At 56.3% G+C, this 17,795-nt stretch carries 19 protein-coding genes; 14 read left to right on the forward strand and 5 right to left on the reverse strand.

Annotation, left to right across the window (positions count from 1 at the left end; all coding sequences use genetic code 11):
• Both tdt and E3E37_RS00880 read right to left on the reverse strand, forming a co-directional pair.
• Positions 1-999, reverse strand: coding sequence for a tellurite-resistance/dicarboxylate transporter (tdt, locus tag E3E37_RS00875; protein ID WP_167714433.1), 999 nt, complete (start codon positions 997-999; stop codon positions 1-3).
• 44 nt (positions 1,000-1,043) lie between these two features.
• Positions 1,044-1,415, reverse strand: a complete 372-nt coding sequence (locus E3E37_RS00880; protein ID WP_167714434.1) for a NifB/NifX family molybdenum-iron cluster-binding protein — start codon at positions 1,413-1,415, stop codon at positions 1,044-1,046.
• 138 nt (positions 1,416-1,553) lie between these two features.
• Between E3E37_RS00880 and E3E37_RS00885 the strand changes: the two genes are divergently transcribed.
• Genes E3E37_RS00885 through E3E37_RS00900 form a run of 4 tightly spaced genes read left to right on the forward strand, consistent with a single transcriptional unit; the run spans position 1,554 to position 5,191 of the window.
• Positions 1,554-2,249, forward strand: coding sequence for an FmdE family protein (locus E3E37_RS00885; RefSeq protein ID WP_167715221.1), 696 nt, complete (start codon positions 1,554-1,556; stop codon positions 2,247-2,249).
• Position 2,250: 1 nt separating this feature from the next.
• Positions 2,251-3,372: an iron ABC transporter substrate-binding protein gene (locus tag E3E37_RS00890; RefSeq protein WP_167714435.1), complete on the forward strand. Its 1,122-nt coding sequence runs from the start codon at positions 2,251-2,253 to the stop codon at positions 3,370-3,372.
• Positions 3,373-3,377: 5 nt separating this feature from the next.
• On the forward strand, positions 3,378-4,412 hold the full coding sequence (locus tag E3E37_RS00895; protein ID WP_167715224.1) for an iron ABC transporter permease: 1,035 nt from the start codon (positions 3,378-3,380) through the stop codon (positions 4,410-4,412).
• Positions 4,409-5,191, forward strand: a complete 783-nt coding sequence (locus E3E37_RS00900) for an ABC transporter ATP-binding protein (protein ID WP_088864189.1) — start codon at positions 4,409-4,411, stop codon at positions 5,189-5,191. Before E3E37_RS00895 ends, E3E37_RS00900 begins: the two co-directional genes overlap by 4 nt.
• Here the strand turns inward: E3E37_RS00900 and E3E37_RS00905 are convergent.
• The 3 genes from E3E37_RS00905 to E3E37_RS11745 all read right to left on the reverse strand — a co-directional run bounded on the left by E3E37_RS00905 (position 5,153) and on the right by E3E37_RS11745 (position 9,162).
• Positions 5,153-6,112, reverse strand: coding sequence for a lipopolysaccharide assembly protein LapB (locus E3E37_RS00905; protein ID WP_167714436.1), 960 nt, complete (start codon positions 6,110-6,112; stop codon positions 5,153-5,155). The genes E3E37_RS00900 and E3E37_RS00905 overlap by 39 nt on opposite strands.
• Positions 6,113-6,181: 69 nt before the next feature.
• Entirely contained in the window at positions 6,182-6,790 is a 609-nt protein-coding gene (locus E3E37_RS11615; RefSeq protein ID WP_371731662.1) for a PKD domain-containing protein, read from the reverse strand.
• Positions 6,676-9,162 (reverse strand): PKD domain-containing protein, encoded by a 2,487-nt coding sequence (locus E3E37_RS11745; RefSeq protein WP_305849821.1) that lies wholly within the window; start codon positions 9,160-9,162, stop codon positions 6,676-6,678. Before E3E37_RS11745 ends, E3E37_RS11615 begins: the two co-directional genes overlap by 115 nt.
• A gap of 202 nt (positions 9,163-9,364) precedes the next feature.
• Between E3E37_RS11745 and E3E37_RS00915 the strand changes: the two genes are divergently transcribed.
• The 10 genes from E3E37_RS00915 to E3E37_RS00960 all read left to right on the forward strand — a co-directional run bounded on the left by E3E37_RS00915 (position 9,365) and on the right by E3E37_RS00960 (position 17,790).
• On the forward strand, positions 9,365-10,309 hold the full coding sequence (locus E3E37_RS00915; RefSeq protein ID WP_167714437.1) for a ribonuclease Z: 945 nt from the start codon (positions 9,365-9,367) through the stop codon (positions 10,307-10,309).
• The gene (locus E3E37_RS00920) at positions 10,306-11,007 is read left to right on the forward strand and encodes a TraB domain-containing protein (protein ID WP_167714438.1); all 702 of its coding nucleotides are present in this window, start codon (positions 10,306-10,308) and stop codon (positions 11,005-11,007) included. The genes E3E37_RS00915 and E3E37_RS00920 overlap by 4 nt, the downstream gene beginning before the upstream one ends.
• A gap of 96 nt (positions 11,008-11,103) precedes the next feature.
• The gene (locus E3E37_RS00925) at positions 11,104-11,283 is read left to right on the forward strand and encodes a KH domain-containing protein (RefSeq protein ID WP_088864193.1); all 180 of its coding nucleotides are present in this window, start codon (positions 11,104-11,106) and stop codon (positions 11,281-11,283) included.
• Between the two features lie 21 nt (positions 11,284-11,304).
• The gene (locus E3E37_RS00930; RefSeq protein ID WP_167714439.1) at positions 11,305-11,913 is read left to right on the forward strand and encodes a site-2 protease family protein; all 609 of its coding nucleotides are present in this window, start codon (positions 11,305-11,307) and stop codon (positions 11,911-11,913) included.
• A 66-nt stretch (positions 11,914-11,979) separates the two neighbouring features.
• On the forward strand, positions 11,980-12,549 hold the full coding sequence (locus E3E37_RS00935; protein WP_167715226.1) for a glucose-6-phosphate isomerase: 570 nt from the start codon (positions 11,980-11,982) through the stop codon (positions 12,547-12,549).
• A 71-nt stretch (positions 12,550-12,620) separates the two neighbouring features.
• Positions 12,621-13,985, forward strand: a complete 1,365-nt coding sequence (locus E3E37_RS00940; RefSeq protein ID WP_167714440.1) for an ADP-specific glucokinase — start codon at positions 12,621-12,623, stop codon at positions 13,983-13,985.
• Between the two features lie 82 nt (positions 13,986-14,067).
• Positions 14,068-15,249 (forward strand): mannosyl-3-phosphoglycerate synthase, encoded by a 1,182-nt coding sequence (gene mpgS / locus E3E37_RS00945; RefSeq protein WP_167714441.1) that lies wholly within the window; start codon positions 14,068-14,070, stop codon positions 15,247-15,249.
• Positions 15,250-15,251: 2 nt separating this feature from the next.
• Entirely contained in the window at positions 15,252-15,983 is a 732-nt protein-coding gene (mpgP, locus tag E3E37_RS00950; RefSeq protein ID WP_167714442.1) for a mannosyl-3-phosphoglycerate phosphatase, read from the forward strand.
• Complete coding sequence (locus tag E3E37_RS00955) at positions 15,980-17,362, forward strand: mannose-1-phosphate guanylyltransferase/mannose-6-phosphate isomerase (protein ID WP_167714443.1); 1,383 nt, start codon at positions 15,980-15,982, stop codon at positions 17,360-17,362. Before mpgP ends, E3E37_RS00955 begins: the two co-directional genes overlap by 4 nt.
• A 2-nt stretch (positions 17,363-17,364) precedes the next feature.
• The gene (locus tag E3E37_RS00960; protein ID WP_088864200.1) at positions 17,365-17,790 is read left to right on the forward strand and encodes a hypothetical protein; all 426 of its coding nucleotides are present in this window, start codon (positions 17,365-17,367) and stop codon (positions 17,788-17,790) included.
• The last annotated feature ends 5 nt before the right edge of the window (positions 17,791-17,795 follow it).

Genomic DNA, 17,795 nt, shown 5'->3' on the forward strand with positions numbered 1-17,795 from the left:
TCAGCCAAGAAGGAAGTGCTTCACCGTTTTTATCCCCGTGACCAACCATATTGCCAGAAGGAGCCAGTAGAGGACAAAGCCGAAGTTGACGATAGCGTTTATCCCGAAGGTCGTCCCCACGTTGAAGGTGGCACTGACGTAGGCACCGAGGGGGAATATGAACGCCCACCAGGCGAGGCTGTAGGGGAGGTTGAGCCTTCTGATGTAGTGGAGCGTCATGAGGATCGCCATGACGAGCCACCAGACGCCGAAGCCCCAGAAGAGCAGGCCGAAGGCCAGTAAGGGCTCCTTGACGGATATGAAGTCACTCGCCTTAACCAGGGCATAGAGAGTGCTCGTTCCCGCGCCGATAGGACCCAGGTTTATCCATATTGACGGGGCTATCCCGCAGGGCATCGGTTCGTGGCGGATGAAGCGGAGCATCACCAGCGCGAACAGAGCGAGGTAGAGGAAGAAACCGGAACCCCACGCGAAGAAGTTGATGAAGGCCATGATTTCCCTCGCTGTTCCGCCCGTCAGCGTCATCAGCTTGGCACCGCTTATCGGAATGACTATCAGGCCTACGGGCGGAATGAACCACGCCGGTGTTATGGCCTTGGTGTCAATTCCTTCGCAGGTGAAGAAGAGGTAGGGGATGAGGAAGGCGAAGAAGACCGTAAGTGGAACGCCGGCCAGCCAGAATGCCCATGCGATGGTGGTGTTTTCGAATATCATTAGATAGTCCGCTGAAAGGATCAGCATGGCTATCGCGATGGTGCCGTAGAAGTTGCCGAGAACCGGGTGGTGAAGGTCCCTGAGGGCGTCTTCCCTGTATTTTAACCATCTCAGAATCCACGGGAGCAGGAGGACAAAAAACAGTGCGGTGTTGAGACAGACGAGGATTTCTGCAAAGACTTCCAGTGCTGGCAGTTTTGGGGAGTAAGCTTTGCTCACAATGGCTAGGGCGCCGGTTCCCATAACACTCGCGAACCAGCTCGGCGCGAAGTCCCTAACATTCATATGATCACCAATACAAATGAAAAAAATTTCATTTAAAAACCTTTTCACTGGTGCTTGGTCGCCTCTATCCGCTCCCTCCAGTGGGGGTCAACCTCAAGAACCTGGTGTGTGAAGGCCTCAACGACGTCTCTAACCCTTCCATGGGCGCCGGTGACGACGGCTATCCCGAGGCTCTCGAAGTAGGCTATTGCCTTTCTGCCCATGCCGTAGGCGAGAACCACGTCACCACCGTGCTCCTTTATGAAATTCGGAAGGTCGCCCGGCCCGTGCTCTTCGAATGGCATCTCAAAGACCTCGGCACCTTTGATGGTGTTTTCCTCAACATCGATGAAGGCGAAGTATCTTGCCCTACCAAAGTGCTCGCAGACCTCGCTTTCCAGGCCTCTACCGTCCTTCAGGGGGACCGCAATTCTCATGGAACCACCAGTATTATGAAAAAGCCTTCACATATAAAGTTTGTGCATATGCACACTTCATGGAACACCAAAGGTTAATAACACCTAGCTCAAAAAATCGTTAAAAATGTGTTACCCAATTCGCCTTTGGTGATACCATTGCTCGCTCTAAACAGGCTGGTGAGTGAGGGTGACGCTAAGGGAATCCTGGAGTACGCCAGGGAGTTCCACGGTCATGTCTGTCCCTACTTGGCCCTTGGAATTCGAGCGTCGCTGATAGCAATGGAGGAGCTTGGTGTGGGGCGGCTCGACTGTTCCGGGAGTGTTGATGAGTCCATCCTCGCCGTGGTCGAGGTCAACAGCTGCTTCACCGACGGCGTCCAGGTGGCGACGGGATGTACGCTGGGCAACAACTCCCTGATTTACCTTGACCTCGGAAAGACGGCACTCACCCTTGTCAAGCGCTCAAGCTGGGAGGGCGTTCGGGTCTATGCCGATGCCGAGAGGCTGAGGAAGTACTACCCTCCCGGGATTATGGAGCTGTTCAGCAGGGTTGTCAGGGAGAGGAAGGGAACCGAGGAAGAGAGAGAACACCTCTGGGAGCTCTGGGAAGAAATGGCCCACGTCATGCTCGACCTGCCGAGGAAAGAGTTTAAGATTGAACGCGTCAAAGTACCTCCAGTGGAGCAGGCGCCGATAGTGGAGAGCGTCCGCTGTTCGAAGTGCGGGGAGCTGGTCATGTCAACTCGGACCGTTTACATAAACGATGAACCCTTCTGCCTCCGCTGTGCCGGCGAGTCCTACCGTGCGGTCGTTGGAAGGGGGATAGTGAAAGTCCAGCCGAGGGGGTGCTGAGATGAGGAGGCTTCTTGCCCTGCTTCTAATCCTGCTGGTGGTTTCAATAAGCGGATGCATAGGAAGCAGCACCGGGACGACGGAGACGGGGAAGGCTACAATAACGGTCACTGACACCCTGGGAAGGAGCGTGGAGGTTCCGGCGAAGGTGAGCCGGATAGTTGCCGTTGGTCCGGGAGCGCTGAGGCTGGTGGTTTACCTGAACGCGAGCGATATGGTGGTCGGTGTTGAGGACTTCGAGAAGCGGTACAACTTCGGGAGGCCCTACATCATAGCCCATCCCGAACTCAGGGAGCTTCCAACCGTCGGACCTGGGGGGCCGGGCAAGCTGCCGGACTTCGAGGCGCTCATAGGGCTGAAACCCGACGTTATCTTCATAACCTACGTTGACGGGAAGACCGCCGATGATATACAGGCCAAAACTGGAATACCCGTCGTCGTCCTCAGCTACGGTCAGCTGGCGACCTTCGAGGATGAAGAGCTGTTCAAGTCCCTTGAGCTGGCGGGCAGGATACTCGGAAGGGAGGAGAGGGCGAGGGAAGTGGTGGACTTCATCAGGGCCATTCAGGATGACCTGATGAAACGCACGGCCGGCGTTGAACCGAAGACGGTCTTTGTTGGAGGAATCGGCTACAAGGGCGCGCACGGCATTGAGAGCACCGAGGCGGAGTACCCGCCGTTCATTGTTGTTCACGCCAGGAACGTTGCCGACGAACTCGGAAAGGGCCATCAGTTCATAGACAAGGAAAAGCTCCTCGAATGGCAGCCTGAGTACATCTTCATCGATGAGGGAGGCCTTAAGCTAATCCTCGACGATTACTCAAAGAATCCGGACTTCTACGCCTCGCTCAGGGCGGTTAAAAACGGCAACGTCTACGGCATACTCCCCTACAACTTCTACACCACAAACGTTGGGACGGCTTTGGCAGATGCCTATTTCATTGGGAAGGTGCTCTATCCAGAGCGCTTCAGCGACGTTGACCCCGCGAAGAAGGCCGACGAGATATACTCCTTCCTGGTCGGAAAGCCCGTCTACGACACGATGAGGGAGCAGTTCGGCGGCTTTGGGAAGATAGACCTATCCAACGGAACGATTAAATACTCACTGCCGACCTCACCGTGATGGGAATGGACTACGAGGGCTACGTGGCCAGAAAACTGTCCATCGGACTTTTCCTCCTTCTTTCCATTCTCGCGGTTAGCCTCTACTCCCTCTCCCACGGCGCTTATTCACTTTCCGTTGGTGAGGTCGTTGATGCACTTCTGGGCGGCGGAACCGAGGGTGCCAGGCTGGTGATCTGGAACATAAGGATGCCGAGGATAGTTGCAGGTCTCCTTGTTGGAGCCTCGCTGGCCATCGCTGGTGCGGTCATGCAGGGCTTTCTGAGGAACCCGCTGGCAACGCCCTTTACGATGGGAGTCTCCCACGGGGCGATGTTTGGGGCCTCCCTCGCTATTCTCCTGGGGGCGGGCTACGCCGAGAGTTCCGGCAGGATTTCACTTGACAATCCCTACGCCGTCGTGCTCTTTGCCTTCATCGGTGCCATAAGCGCCACGGCGGTAATCCTCGCACTGGCGAGGCTGAAGGGACTCAGCCCGGAGGCCATAATCCTGGCCGGAGTTGCCATGAGCTCCCTCTTCGTTGCGCTTACGACCCTCGTTCAGTACTTCGCCGATGAGCTTCAGCTTGCCGCGATGGTTTACTGGAGCTTTGGAGACCTTGGAAGGGCCACGTGGCGGGAGAATGGCATAATGCTCGCTGCGTTCCTTCCGATTTTTGTTTACTTCGTCGTTAAGCGCTGGGACCTGAACGCCTCCCTGATGGGGGACGACGTCGCCAAGAGCGTTGGGGTTGACGTTGAGAGGGTTCGCCTCATCTCGACGTTCCTGGCGGCGCTGATAACCGCCGTGAGCGTTGCTTTCGTCGGGGTTATCGGCTTTGTCGGCCTCATAGCGCCCCACGCCATCAGGCTGGTCGCCGGGGGTGACTACCGCTTCCTCGTACCCCTCTCGGCCCTCGCCGGTGCCCTTTTGCTGGTGGCCGCGGATACAATTGCCAGGCTGGTGCTTTCCCCCATGATACTCCCGGTCGGCATAGTAACCTCTTTCCTTGGTGCCCCCGCCTTCATATACCTCCTGGTGCGTATGGAGGGACGGAGATGAGGGCCGTACGGGTAAGGAACCTTCACTTCACATACAACGGGTCGGAGGTTCTCAGGGGCGTTGAGCTGGAGATTGAGGAGGGAGAGTTCGTGGTGATACTAGGCCCGAACGGTGCCGGTAAGTCCACCCTCCTCAAATGCGTGGGGGGCATTCTGAACTGCGGCGCCGTTGAAGTGTTTGGGCGCCCCGTGATGGACTACTCAAGGGACGAGCTGGCCAGGGTTATTGCCTACGTGCCCCAGAGGTGTGAGCCGGGCTTCATGACGGTCTTTGACACGGTTCTGCTCGGCAGGAGGCCGTACATGGGACTGAGGCCGTCGAGGCGGGACGTTGAGACCGTGAGAAGAGTCCTTAGGATGATGGGCATATCCCACCTTGCGCTTAAGCCCACCAACAAGCTGAGCGGGGGAGAGCTCCAGAAGGTGAGCATCGCGAGGGCTCTGGCTCAGGAGCCGAGGATACTCCTCATGGACGAGCCAACCAACAACCTCGATATCAAAAGTCAGCTGGAGGTCATGGAAACGGCGCGGAAGTTCGCGGAGGACGGGGGAACGTCCATCGTGGTCATGCACGACGTCAACCTGGCCCTCCGCTTTGCCCGGAGGTTCGTCTTTATGAAGGACGGGGTTGTCGTGGCCGACGGCGGGAGGGAGATACTGAAGCCGGGCCTCTTTGAGGACGTCTATGGCGTGAGGGTCAGGATAGAAGAGGTGGGGGGAATCCCCGTGGTGGTTCCCCTCTCACATCTCGGCCTCGCCGAGGAACTCAAGCAGGTCTAGCAGGCGCGGGTCTTTGACGCTTTCTATTGCCTTACCTGCCTCTTCCGCCTCAATTTTGCCGTCCTTGTAGAGGGCTATTGCTTTGATTGCCTCGAAGAAGTCCGCCAGTTCTGGCATCGCGTTGGCGAACATGTCCATGTGCAGGTAGACGGTCTCGAAGTCGTCCTCAAGGAACAGCTGCCAGAGAACGTCCATGAGCGAGCCGAAGGCTATGTCCTCGTAATCGCTTCCCCTCGCGTGAACGAGAGCGTAGAGACATTCCTGCAGGGCTGCGTCGTAGTTCTCGTCCTCCTCGAATATCTCCTCGAAGCTCAGGTGTATCTCGACGAGGAGGTCGTTCTTGTCCAGAACCTTCGGAAGAAGACCTGCCAACATTGCCTTTGCCTCGTATGTCTCCCCGGACTCGAAGAGCACGTAGGCCTTGTGGATGGCTATCCTCAAAACTTCCTCCTCGTTGCCGAGCTCCTCCTGTATCTCTTGAGCCTTCTCCATGAGTTCGATCGCTTTCTCATACTCCTGGAGTTCCTCGTGGATGAGTGCCATGGCGTAGTATATCTTTGCTATGTTCCCCTTGTTGCCTTTCTCGGTCTCTTCTTCCAGAAGAGCGCGGTACAGCTCAAGGCTCTTCTCCAGCTCTCCGATGAGGTAGTACAGGTCCGCCAGCTCGAACTTTACATCGAACGTGTCCTCCTCCTCGGCCATTCTCTCGAACTCGCTCAGCTTGTCTATACCGAGGAGCTCATGGAAGTAATAAACGGTGAGCTTGTAGAGTTCGAAATCCTTACATTCCAGGGCGAGCTTTTCGGCCTTTTCGAGGACTTCCTTAAGCTCCTCGTCGCCCAGCTCGTCAACCCTGTGGTACAGAAGGGTTGCAACCTTTTTGCAATCCTTTTCCTCGATTGCCTTCAGAATCTCCTCCATCTCAGAACACCTCAGAATAATTAGCCGTACGGGAGTATTTAACGCTTTGGTCAAAATTAAATGAAGGGACTAGTGCCTCCTCCACAGGGCAACGAGTGCCGCCAGGATGATGATCACTCCGGGCCCGCAGGTGCCCCCCGACCCGGTCGGGGATGGTTGGGCACTGGAGGTACTGGTCGTCCCGCTCGGTGTGCTTGACGTCGTTTCCGGCGGCGTGCTCGTAGTTGGTGCAGGGCTTGATGTCGTTTCTGTCTGAGGGTTCTCTGCGGCTCCAACGGCAACGGTAATCCTCCTGACGTCCTCTCCTCCCATGTCGTCCCTTACGGTGAGCGTCACCGTGTAGTTGCCGGCGCTTGAGTATGTGTGAACCGGCTCGGCCTCGCTCGATGTGCTCCCGTCTCCGAAATCCCAGCTCCAGCCAACTATGCTTCCGTCCCTGTCGTATGACTTGTCCGCGAAGCTTATCTCTTCCCCGGCCTTGGGCTCCTTTGGCAGGAACGTGAAGTCCGCCGTCGGCGGGTAGTTCTGCGGTTCGACGGTTATCTCCTTGTAGTATGAACCCTTCAGCCCGCTCTCGTCCTCACCGTCAGCATGACGGTGTAGGAGCCGGGGTTTGTATAGGTATGCCTCGGGTTTCTGTCGGTTGAGGTCGTTCCATCGCCGAAGTTCCAGCTCCACCCGACAACGCTTCCGTCCGGGTCTGCGGAGCTGTCAGTAAAGCTCACCTCCTCCCCCGCCCTGACCTTTGCTGGCGAGTAGCTGAAGAGCGCCGTTGGTTCTTCGTTCGGTCCGACGCTTATCCCTGCCGTACATGTTGAGTTGGCGTTCCAGGGGTCATAAACGGTGAGAATGGCCGTGTAACTCCCCTCTTCGTGGTAGACGTGCGTCGCCTCGGTGCCGTTTCCCTCCGCCCTGGAACCGTCCCCGAAGTCAATCTTCCACCTCATGGAACCGTTCTCCGGGTCGTTTAAGTCCAGAGCGAAGACAACTTCGAGCGGGAGCTTTCCTGAGCTTGGGGAGGCTGATATGGAACACTCCGGGGGCTTGTTCATGAGGCGGAAGACGTCGTAGTTTATCCTGAGGAGGCCGATGTTTATGAATATCGGGCTCTGGCTCCTCTCTTCGTAGTGGCTGCCCTTGCTCGGCACGAGGAAGTCGAGAACCAGATGCCCGTCCTCGCTGTCGAGGTAGATGACCCCGGTCGCGTTGTACCACAGGCTCCTGTCGCTTATTCCGCCCCCGTAGACGACCTTGACGCTGGTCTCGTTGGAGACGGTGACCTCGTGGGTGCTTACCCTCTCGTAACCGTAGCTACCCTCCACCTTCATGTCAAAGCTTGACGTTTGGGAGTTGTAGCCCCCTCCGAAACCGAGTGAGACCCCAACGTTGAAGGTGTTCTGCCTCTTACTCCAGCTCAGCTCCTTCACCGCCCTCTCGTAGGAACTTCCAACCTGGCCGATCTCCATGGTGAAGGTGTCGAGGAGGTTCCCCGGTTCGTAGTTCTTCAGCTCGTTCAGGTTCTCCGGGTAGGTGTTTATGTCCCCAATCTCGTGGAGCTCCGACCGGTAGTTCTGGAAGTGAACGTGGGGCGGTCCCTTGGGAACCGTCACGAGTATGTACTGCTGCTCGCCGTTCACCACCGCCAGCTCGGGCGGGCTTATTATCGGGAACTCGTAGACGTCGTAGTCCGTCGTGACGTAGAGCGCTCCGTCGCCCATGTCGGAGGTCATCTCGTAGGTTATGCTCTCCTCGTAGCTCTGCCCGCTTTCCCTCTGGAGCTTGATGCCCATACTCATCTTCAGGTTGATTTCGGTGTAGGCAACCTTCTTGTTGCCCAGTACGCCCTTCATTCCGAGGCTCATTTTGATGTCGTGGGTCGCCTTCACCGAGAACTTGGTAGCCTTGGTGTGTTCAGTGGCGAACTGGGAGTAGAAAACGCCCGTCTCGTTTATGGCGTCGTAGTCAACGGGCGGGCCGTTTATCACGGCTATCACGAGGTTCTCAACGTGCATCCTTCCCTTCCTAGGGGGTCCGACGACTATTGAGTCGCCCTCCACGTCGCCAACCGCAAGGCCCGCCCCGTAGGAGAATTCAGCCTCCATGCCCTTGGGCCCGTTCAGCAGCTCCCCGCCGATGTTGTAGACCTTTACGTGGCCGTCCTGCGAGGCCCAGACTATCTCCTCCAGACCGTCGGCGTTGACGTCTCCAACCGCCATCCTGTCCCCCTTCTGGAAGGGGATTACGAACGTCGCCAGCTCTCTGCCCCCAAGCTGGGCCCCATTTTTAGAGAACCCAAAGATATGGACGCCCCTTTCCTGGTAGTCGCCTGAATCCTGAGTAGCCACGATCAGTTCGTTAAGGCCGTCGAGGTTCACGTCTCCAATGGCCATCTCGTCCCTCGACGTCAGTTCGAAGTAGTCGTTCGTCGCGAGGCTGCCGATAACGTTGCCGTTCATGTCGTAGATCGTTATCGTGTTGGCGGTGACGTCGGCGTGGACTATCTCCGCTTTACCGTCCCCATCGAGGTCTCCGACGGCTATCGAATCGCCATCGGCGAAGTCATCCACCTTGAACTGGTTCAGCATCCCGAGGTTCTCGTCGAAGATGTGTATCCAGTTGTTCCTGTCCGCGTGGACTATCTCGGCCTTTCCGTCGCCTGTGAGGTCTCCACAGGCTATATCGTCGCCGGCCTCGAAGTTAACGTCCCGTTTCCCCAGCTCGGCTCCGGCTATCGTGTAGATGTATATCTTGTCCGTGCTCCTGTCGCCCTGGATTATCTCGGCTTTTCCATCACCGTTCACGTCGCAGGCGGCCATTTCGTCCCACTTTTCATAACCCGTGTGGAACTTCCCCACGAGTCCCCCACTCTCATTTTCGTAGGCCCAGAAGTAGTCCGCACGGTCTCCAATGATGATCTCATCGTCCTCTATAACCATACCACCCGAGCCGTTCAGAAGGTCGGACTCCTCGGCGATGACCCGATGACCCGGCAGGGTGAATACCGAAAAGGCCAGAAGTAGAATAATAAACAGAGCGGTTTTCCTGTTCATGTGAACGTCCCTCCTTGGAGTGAGCCACGAAGGTTTCCAGAATGGCAACCTACGTAAACTCAATACTTGTTACACTTCAAAATATAAAACGGTTTTCATGAATATATCTTACATTCACAGGGGATAACTAGAAAAATTTTCAGAAATCCTCCTGCGGTAAAGGCTCCGGGAGCTTTTTAAACTTCTCTCCTGAGGTGATAACATGCTTGAAGTGATTTTCCTCGGCACCGGCGGCATAATGCCAACGCGTGAAAGGAACGTCCCGGCCATAGCGCTCCGCTACAAGGGCGAGCTCATACTCTTCGACGTTGGCGAGGGAACGATGAGGCAGATGAACACGGCGAAGCTTAGTCCCATGAGGGTGGAGAAGATTTTCATCACCCACTTCCACGGCGACCACTACCTCGGGTTAGCTGCGCTGATTCAGACCATGAACCTCTGGGACAGGGAGAAGCCCCTCCACATTTACGGCCCCAAGTACACCTTTGAGTTCGTCCAGAACCTCCTACAGAGCGGTTTCTTCAGGCCGGGCTTCGATATACACGTCCACGAGCTCGGGGAGACGAGGCTTAGGTTCGGGGACTACGAAATCTGGAGCTTCAAGGTCGAGCACGGGATTCCGGCTCTTGGCTACGTCTTTAAGGAGAAGGACAGGCGGGGGAGGTTCCTGCCGGAGAAGCTTGCCGAATACGGCCTGAGTGAGGGGCCGATACTCGGGAAGCTTGAGAGAGAGGGAAAAATTGAGTGGAACGGCAGGATAATCCGTCTTGAGGATGTAACCGGGCCGAGGAGGAAGGGTGTTAAGGTAGCCTACACCGGCGACACCGAGCCGACCGAGCGCGTTAAACTCTTCGCGGAAAGGGCTGATCTGCTGATACACGAGGCCACGTACCTCTCCCCGGAACACAGGGGCGAGAGTTATCACTCCACCGTCGGAGAGGCCTGTGAAATCGCCAGAAAGGCCCGGGTGAAGCTGCTCGCCCTCTTCCACAGGGCCTTCCGCTACACCTATGAGGAGTACCTGAGTGAAGCCTCGCGACTCTGCCGGGAGTTCGGGGTCAGGTACATAGTCCCGCGGGACTTCGACATTTTGGAGTTTAAATCGGGCGAATTCAGCGTGAGAAACCTTCTGGAGGAGAGAGGATGAGCTATCTTCGCTACGTCAAGCTCATAGGCACGATGCATGTCTCGCCGAAGAGCAGGGAGGAGGTCGTCAGGACGATTCTCAACGAGCGGCCCGATGCGGTTGCGATAGAGCTTGACAGGGCACGCTTCCTGGCCATGAACGAGAACAGACGCATGACCCTCGAAGAAGCCCTCCGCTTCGGTAGGAGAGGGCTGATAAACTACGTTCTGGCCAAGGTCGAGGAGAGACTCGGGGAGGAATTTGGAATGGCCCCGGGTGAGGAGATGAAGGCGGCCATAAGCGCCGCCCAGAGGTTGGGTGTTCCGCTCTATCTCATAGACGAGGACATAAACGTCATACTCTCCAGGATAGCCGCCGCACCCGGTCGGGAGAAGCTCCTCATGGCACTGGAGGCGCTGGGTGTATTCCTTCCCATTAAAGCGGGTGAGGTCGGCGACCCCATGGAGGAGTACCGGCTTATGATGGTGCAGTTCAAGCGCCGCTATCCGTACCTCTACCGCGTTCTGGTCGAGGAGAGGAACGAGGTTATGGCGAGGAACCTGATCTCGATAGTGGAGAACCTAAAGCTACGGGGGATCAAGAGGCCGAGAGTCATAGCGATTGTTGGCCTCGGCCACAAGCCGGGGATAGAGCACCTCCTCGACAGGGCCAGGGAGCAAAGGTTTCTCTCGCCATACTGGACCGCAGGGGCGATGTGATAACCCTCAGAGGAGAGTCCCCCGGGGACTTCGATTGGTTCGTTGCTTTCGTTACTTTTATATTTAGAACCGCCCCAGCATTCTTGGGGATTCGCCATGAAGGACAGACTCGAAAAGATGCTCAACGTCAAGATCCTTGAAATCGAGGAGCTTGAGGACAGGATAGTCGTTTACGTTCCGGAGGATCAGGTGAGGATAGCTGTGGGAAGCGGCGGCGCGGCCGTTAAAGCCGCCGAGCTTGTAATCGGCAAGAAGATTGAAGTAAAGGGCAGGTAAACCTCCCCATGGGGAGTTCCAATGGCCTACGAACCGTGGAAAGGGGCCCACAGGGGTAGCACTGGGAGAAGGGAGCTTGAAGATCTGCTGGTTTCTTTTCTGGTCCTCGTTCTGCTGTTTTCCAACTTTGACCCCTACGCGGTTCCGTACTCCGTAGTGGCAGTTCTAACGGCCTTCGTCTTCCACGAGCTTGCCCACAGGTGGGTGGCGCGGCGCTACGGGTACAGGGCGTACTACAAACGCTGGGACACGGGCATACTCCTGGCTCTCCTCGTGGGTATAACGACCCGCCTTCTCACTGGCACCGTGTGGATATTCGCCGCCCTCGGTGCCGTTCAGGTCTACGCTCCTTATGCCTACGATGAGAGGGAAACCTTCGGAAAGATAGCCCTCGCGGGACCGCTCGTCAACATAGCCGTCGGCGCCGCCGCCCTGGTGACCCTGAGGGCGGTGATTCCGTTCACTCCCCTCTGGTGGGTCGTAGAGACCACGGCAACCGTCAACCTGTGGCTGGCCTTCTTTAACCTCCTGCCCTTCCCGCCGCTGGACGGCTCCAAGGTCGTCCGCTGGAACGCTGGAGTTTGGGCCGTCTCCATCGGTGTCTCCTACCTTCTCTTCAGGCTTCTGTAACACTCCCGGTGATATAGAAGGGAAAGGTTAAATAGGCCCGCCCTCACTTCTATAACGGTGATCCCAATGGAGTACAAGAATCCGCTTGGTGTTGATATTGACCTCGAAACCGGCGTCATTCCCGGGGCCAAAAAGCTCGTCAGAAGGCTCAGCGACCTGAAGGGATACTTCGTCGATGAAAAAGCTTACGAAGAGCTTCTCAAGGAGAACCCGGTTGTCTACGAGGTTTACGCGATTGAGCAGGAGGAGAAGGACGGCGACCTCAACTTCGCAACCACAGTGCTCTACCCCGGCAAGGTCGGAAGGGAGTTCTTCTTCACCAAGGGGCACTATCACTCCAAGGCTGACAGGGCCGAGATATACTACGGCATCAAGGGAAAGGGCGGGATGCTCCTCCAGACACCTGAGGGAAGGGCCGAGTGGATTGAGATGGGACCTGGAACGGTTGTTTACGTCCCGCCATACTGGGCGCACAGGACCGTCAACACGGGGGACGAGCCCTTCATCTTCCTGGCGGTCTATCCTGCGGATGCAGGCCACGACTACGGCAGCATAGCGGAGAAGGGCTTCTCCAAGCTGGTCGTTGAGGAGGGCGGTGAGGTAAAGCTGGTGGACAACCCCAGGTGGAAGGAATGAGTCCCTGATTTTTCTTCTTCTCACCGCAACCCTTATTAGCTTTCGGTAGTTACATCACTCCCGGTGATACAATGGACTGGGACGCTCTCTACTCATCTGCCTTCGAGAGGGTTCGCGGAAACATCGGGAAAATCGGGGGAGTTCTCCTCGCGTATAACACCAACATTGATGCCATAAAGTACCTTGACCCCGCCGACCTGGAGGGACGAATAGAGCGGGCCGGAAAGGATGCAGTCCTGAGGTACTCCGAGGAACTCCCGGAGAGGATAACTTCGGTCGAGCATCTCCTCGGCGGGATTCTCTGGAGCATCAGACGCGGAAAGGCGGCGGAGCTCTTCGTCGAGAGCTGCACAGTCAGGTTCTACATGAGGCGGTGGGGCTGGGACGAGCTTAGGATGGGTGGACAGGTTGGGATAATGGCCAACCTCCTCGGCGGCGTTTACAACGTTCCAGTGATAGCCCACGTCCCCCAGCTTTCAAGTCTTCAGGCGGAGCTCTTCAAGGAGGGGCCGATATACGTTCCCAAGGTTGAGGGAGGGGACCTTAAGCTCGTCCATCCAAAGGAGTTCCTGGCCGACGAGGAGAACTGCATCCACTACATCTACGAGTTCCCCAGGGGATTCAGGATTCTCGGCTTTGAGGCTCCAAGGGAGAACCGCTTCATCGGTGCCGCCGATGACTACAACCCGAACCTCTACATAAGGCCCGAGTTCACCGAACACTTTGGGGAAATAGCGAAAAAAGCCGAACTGGGAATCATCAGCGGCCTTCAGACCCTGACTAAGGAGAACTACCGCGAGCCTTTTGAGGAGATGGTGCGCCACCTCGATGTACTGAACGCGAGGAACGTTCCAGTTCACCTTGAGTTTGCCTTCACCGCAGATGAAACCGTCAGAATGGCCCTTATTGACGTTCTGGGCCGTTTCCACAGCGTAGGCCTCAACGAGGTCGAACTGGCTTCAATAATGGAGGTCATGGGTGAGAAGGGTCTCGCCGGGAGGCTCCTCGCCAGCGATCCGGTCGATCCGGTGGCGGTCACCGAGGCCATGCTAAGGCTCGCCGAGAGAACCGGCGTCAGGAGGATACACTTCCACACCTATGGCTACTATCTGGCTCTCACCGATTATCACGGAGAGTTCGTCCGGGATGCGCTTCTCTTCGCGGCCCTGGCAGCCGCTGCAAAGGCGAAGCTCGGCGACGTCCGCTCCGTAGACGATGTTGTTGAGGCCATGGACGTCCCGGTGAACGAGAAGGCTGGAGCGGTGGAGGAGAGGCTTAAAGCTGAATACGGCATGAAGGACGGCATTGCCGAGGTGGATAACTATCAGCTCTCCTTCGTTCCAACGAAGATAGTGGCGAGGCCAAAGAGCACCGTCGGAATAGGGGACACCATATCCAGCTCGGCCTTCGTGGGGGAATTTGCATTGCGCCCGTAAAACAAACCTTTTTATTTTCGTGTTCCCAAATTTTTTACGGGGTTTCCTTTTCATCTTCGAAAATTATCAAGGGGTGGTTGAATTGCTTTTGGAGGCTCCGGTTTACAAGGAGCTGTTTGGAGCGGTTGAGATCTACGAGGTTCAGAAGGTTATCAAGCTGGACACTCAGACGCGAGACGTGGGGAGCTTTACAGTCACGAACGTGCCCCGTGAGGACATCTACAGAACCCTTGAAGACATTGCGATAGTCGTTCCGATGAGGAACGAGAAGCTCCAGCTGGTAGATGGCGTCCTGAAGGCCATACCCCACCAGTGCCCGATAATAATCGTCTCAAACAGCAAGAGGAAGGGACCAAACCTCTTCAAGCAGGAGGTTGACCTCGTCAAGCACTTCTACAACCTCACCCGCTCGCGCATAATAATGGTTCATCAGAAGGACATTGGGGTCGCTGAGGCCTTCCGTGAGGTGGGATACACCGACATCCTCGACGAGAACGGTAGCGTAAGGAGCGGAAAGGGTGAAGGGATGCTGATAGGAATCCTCCTGGCAAAGGCCATAGGAGCCAAGTACGTGGGTTTCGTTGATGCGGACAACTACATCCCCGGCTCCGTCAACGAGTACGTGAAGGACTACGCGGCGGGGTTTCTCATGAGTGAGAGCGAATACGCGATGGTTCGCCTGAGCTGGCGCCACAAGCCCAAGGTCAGTACGAAGGGACTATACTTCAGAAAGTGGGGCCGTGTAAGCGAGATAACGAACCGCTACATGAACGCCCTTTTCGGCGTGGCCACTAACTTTGAGACCAGCATTATAGTGACCGGGAACGCGGGCGAGCACGCGATGAGCATAAAGCTGGCCGAAATAATGCCGTTTTCAACGGGCTACTCGATAGAGCCCTTTGAGCTTGTGTACCTCTTCGAGACCTTTGGAAGGTGGGGAGAGGATCCCCACACGGACGTTTACGACCAGGGGGTGGAGGTGTTCCAGATAGAAACGCTTAACCCACATCTACACGAGGACAAGGGGCAGGAGCACGTCGTTAACATGATTCTCAGCTCCCTGGGAACGATATACCACTCCCGGCTGGCGACGGACTCTCTGAAGAGCCAGATACTGAAGGAGCTTCGCCTTCACGGTCTCCTGGGTGAAAACGAAGAACCTCCGAGTCCCAGGGTCATGGCCCCCATAGAGAACATAGACGTGAATAGGTGGATGGAAACCCTGGAAGACAACGCTGAGACACTTCTGCGCTTCGAGGTGTAACGATGAGGGTGCTCTTCCTCGACCTCGACAGGACACTGCTCGGCGACGACTACTCCCCCGAACCCGCCAGACCGCTCCTTAAAGCACTCCTCGGGGCTGGTTTTGAGGTCGTGCTCAACTCCTCAAAAACCCTGGCTGAGCAGGAGTACTACAGGAGCGCATGGGGTCTGAGGGGTCCTTTCATAGTCGAGAACGGGAGTGCCCTCGTTATTCCCGAGGGTTATTTCCCCTTTAAGGTTAACGGAAGGAGGCGCGGGGAATACGTTGTCGTTGAGCTGGGGGAGAGATACAACCGGATAAAAGCTGCTCTCGACGGGCTTGCAGAAGAATACGGTCTCAGGTACTACGGTAACTGCACGCTTGAAGAGGTCATGGATTTTACAGGACTCCCCGAGGGTCTGGCAAGGCTTGCCATGAAACGGGACTACAGCGAAACGATATTCACGTGGAAAAGAGCCGGCTTCGAGGGAGTCCTTGAAGGCATGGGGCTGAGGGTGTCGAGGGGCAGCAGGTTTCTGGGCGTTACCGGAAACACCGACAAGGGGCGGGCCGCCAAGGAATTGCTGGGCCTCTACTCCCGCCTGGGGGAGGTTGAGAGCTACGCTTTGGGGGATGGGGAGAACGACCTGCCCCTCCTGGATGTCGTTGATCATCCCTTCATCGTTGGAGACCTCAGACACCGAAGGGCTAAAAATATAAGCTCCGCTGACGAACTACTGGAGGTGGTGTTATGAAAACCCTGATTCTCGCCGGCGGGAAGGGAACGAGGCTGTGGCCCCTTAGCAGGGAGCTGATGCCCAAGCAGTTCATCAGGATGTTCGATGAGTACTCGCTCTTCCAGAAGACCGTTCAGAGGGCACTTATCTTTTCGAAGTCCGATGAAATCTTCGTGGTTACCAACGATATGTACCGTTTCAGGGTTCTCGACGACCTTAGGGAGCTCGGCTTGGAGCTTCCCGAGAACAACATACTCCTCGAGCCACTGGGGAAGAACACCCTGCCGGCCATATTCTGGGGAATAAGGAGAATCGAAGAGACCTTCGGGGACTCCATAGTCGCGGTGCTCCCCTCCGACCATCTGATAGAGGCCAATGAGAACTACATAGAGGCGTTCAGAAATGCCGAGAGACTTGCGAAAAGGTACCTTGTGACCTTCGGCATAAAGCCGACAAAACCACACACCGGCTACGGCTACATAAAGCCCGGTGAGAGACTTGATGGAGGCTATACCGTGGCTGAGTTCAAGGAGAAGCCGGACCTTGAGACCGCAAAGCGCTACGTCGAGAACAACTACCTCTGGAACAGCGGAATGTTCATGTTCGACACGGGGGTCTTTACAGAGGAGGTGAAGAAGCACGCCCCCAATGTCTACGAGGCCTTTAAAGAGGCGAGGGATATCAGGAAGGCCTATGAGCTTGTTCCGGAAGTTTCCGTTGACTACGGCGTCATGGAGAAAACGGACAGGGCGGCGGTGGTTCCCCTCAATGCCTACTGGAACGACCTGGGCAGCTTTGATGCCATCTACGAGGTGATGGAGAAGGACGAGAGCGGAAACGCCGTTAAGGTCGGAGGCAGGAAGGGCTACCACATCGGCGTTAACTCAAGAAACAACCTCGTGATGACGAATCGCCTAACGGCCACGGTTGGTGTTGAGGATCTCATAATAATCGACACCGACGACGCCCTGCTCGTCGCGCACCGGGGCGAGGGTCAGCGGGTAAAGGAGGTCTACAGGCGCCTCAAGGAGATGAAGGATGAGCGTGTCATGGTTCACAGGACTGCGTACAGACCCTGGGGTAGCTACACTGTCCTGGAGGAGGGGGACAGGTACAAGATAAAGCGCCTCACCGTTCTGCCCGGCAAGAAGCTCTCCCTCCAGATGCACTACCACCGCTCGGAGCACTGGGTGGTGGTTCGGGGCACCGCAAAGGTTCGCATCGGGGAGAAGGAAATCCTCCTCCGGCCCGGTGAGAGCACCTTTATTCCGGCAGGTGTCGTACACAGGCTTGAGAACCCCGGAAAAGTTGTTCTTGAGGTCATCGAGACCCAGATAGGTGAATACCTGGGTGAGGATGATATAGTTCGCTTTGCGGACGATTTCGGGAGGGATTGACGATGGCTGAAGAATCCGAAAAGACGGAAAAGAAGGAGAAGGTCAGGAACTGCGGGGACGAGTGGGAGCGGTTCAGCAGCTCGATATCCTCCCTTTCGCTCAGTCTCCTGCCTACGCTGCTCTTCGTTCTCATAATGTCCTACATAATCGTCGTTGGACTTCAGAACGCGGATATAACCTTTACCGTTCAGGGGCAGGAGGTCACCATAACCTATCCGCAGATAAACATACCCGTCGACTACTCCGCCATAAAGAACGCTGTTATATACCTCTTCGCCGCGATACTGATAGGCATCCCCGTACCCCTGCTCTCGGGCAAATGGAAGCCGCTGAAGATACTCGTCTCGCTGATTCAGGCTGGGGCGTTCGTTTACGGACTCTACATATTCGTGATGATGATAATCAACTTCGCCAGCGCTCTGATGTGAGGTGA

The sequence above is a fragment of the Thermococcus sp. ES12 genome (genome assembly GCF_012027515.1).
Taxonomy (GTDB): Archaea; Methanobacteriota_B; Thermococci; order Thermococcales; family Thermococcaceae; genus Thermococcus; species Thermococcus barossii.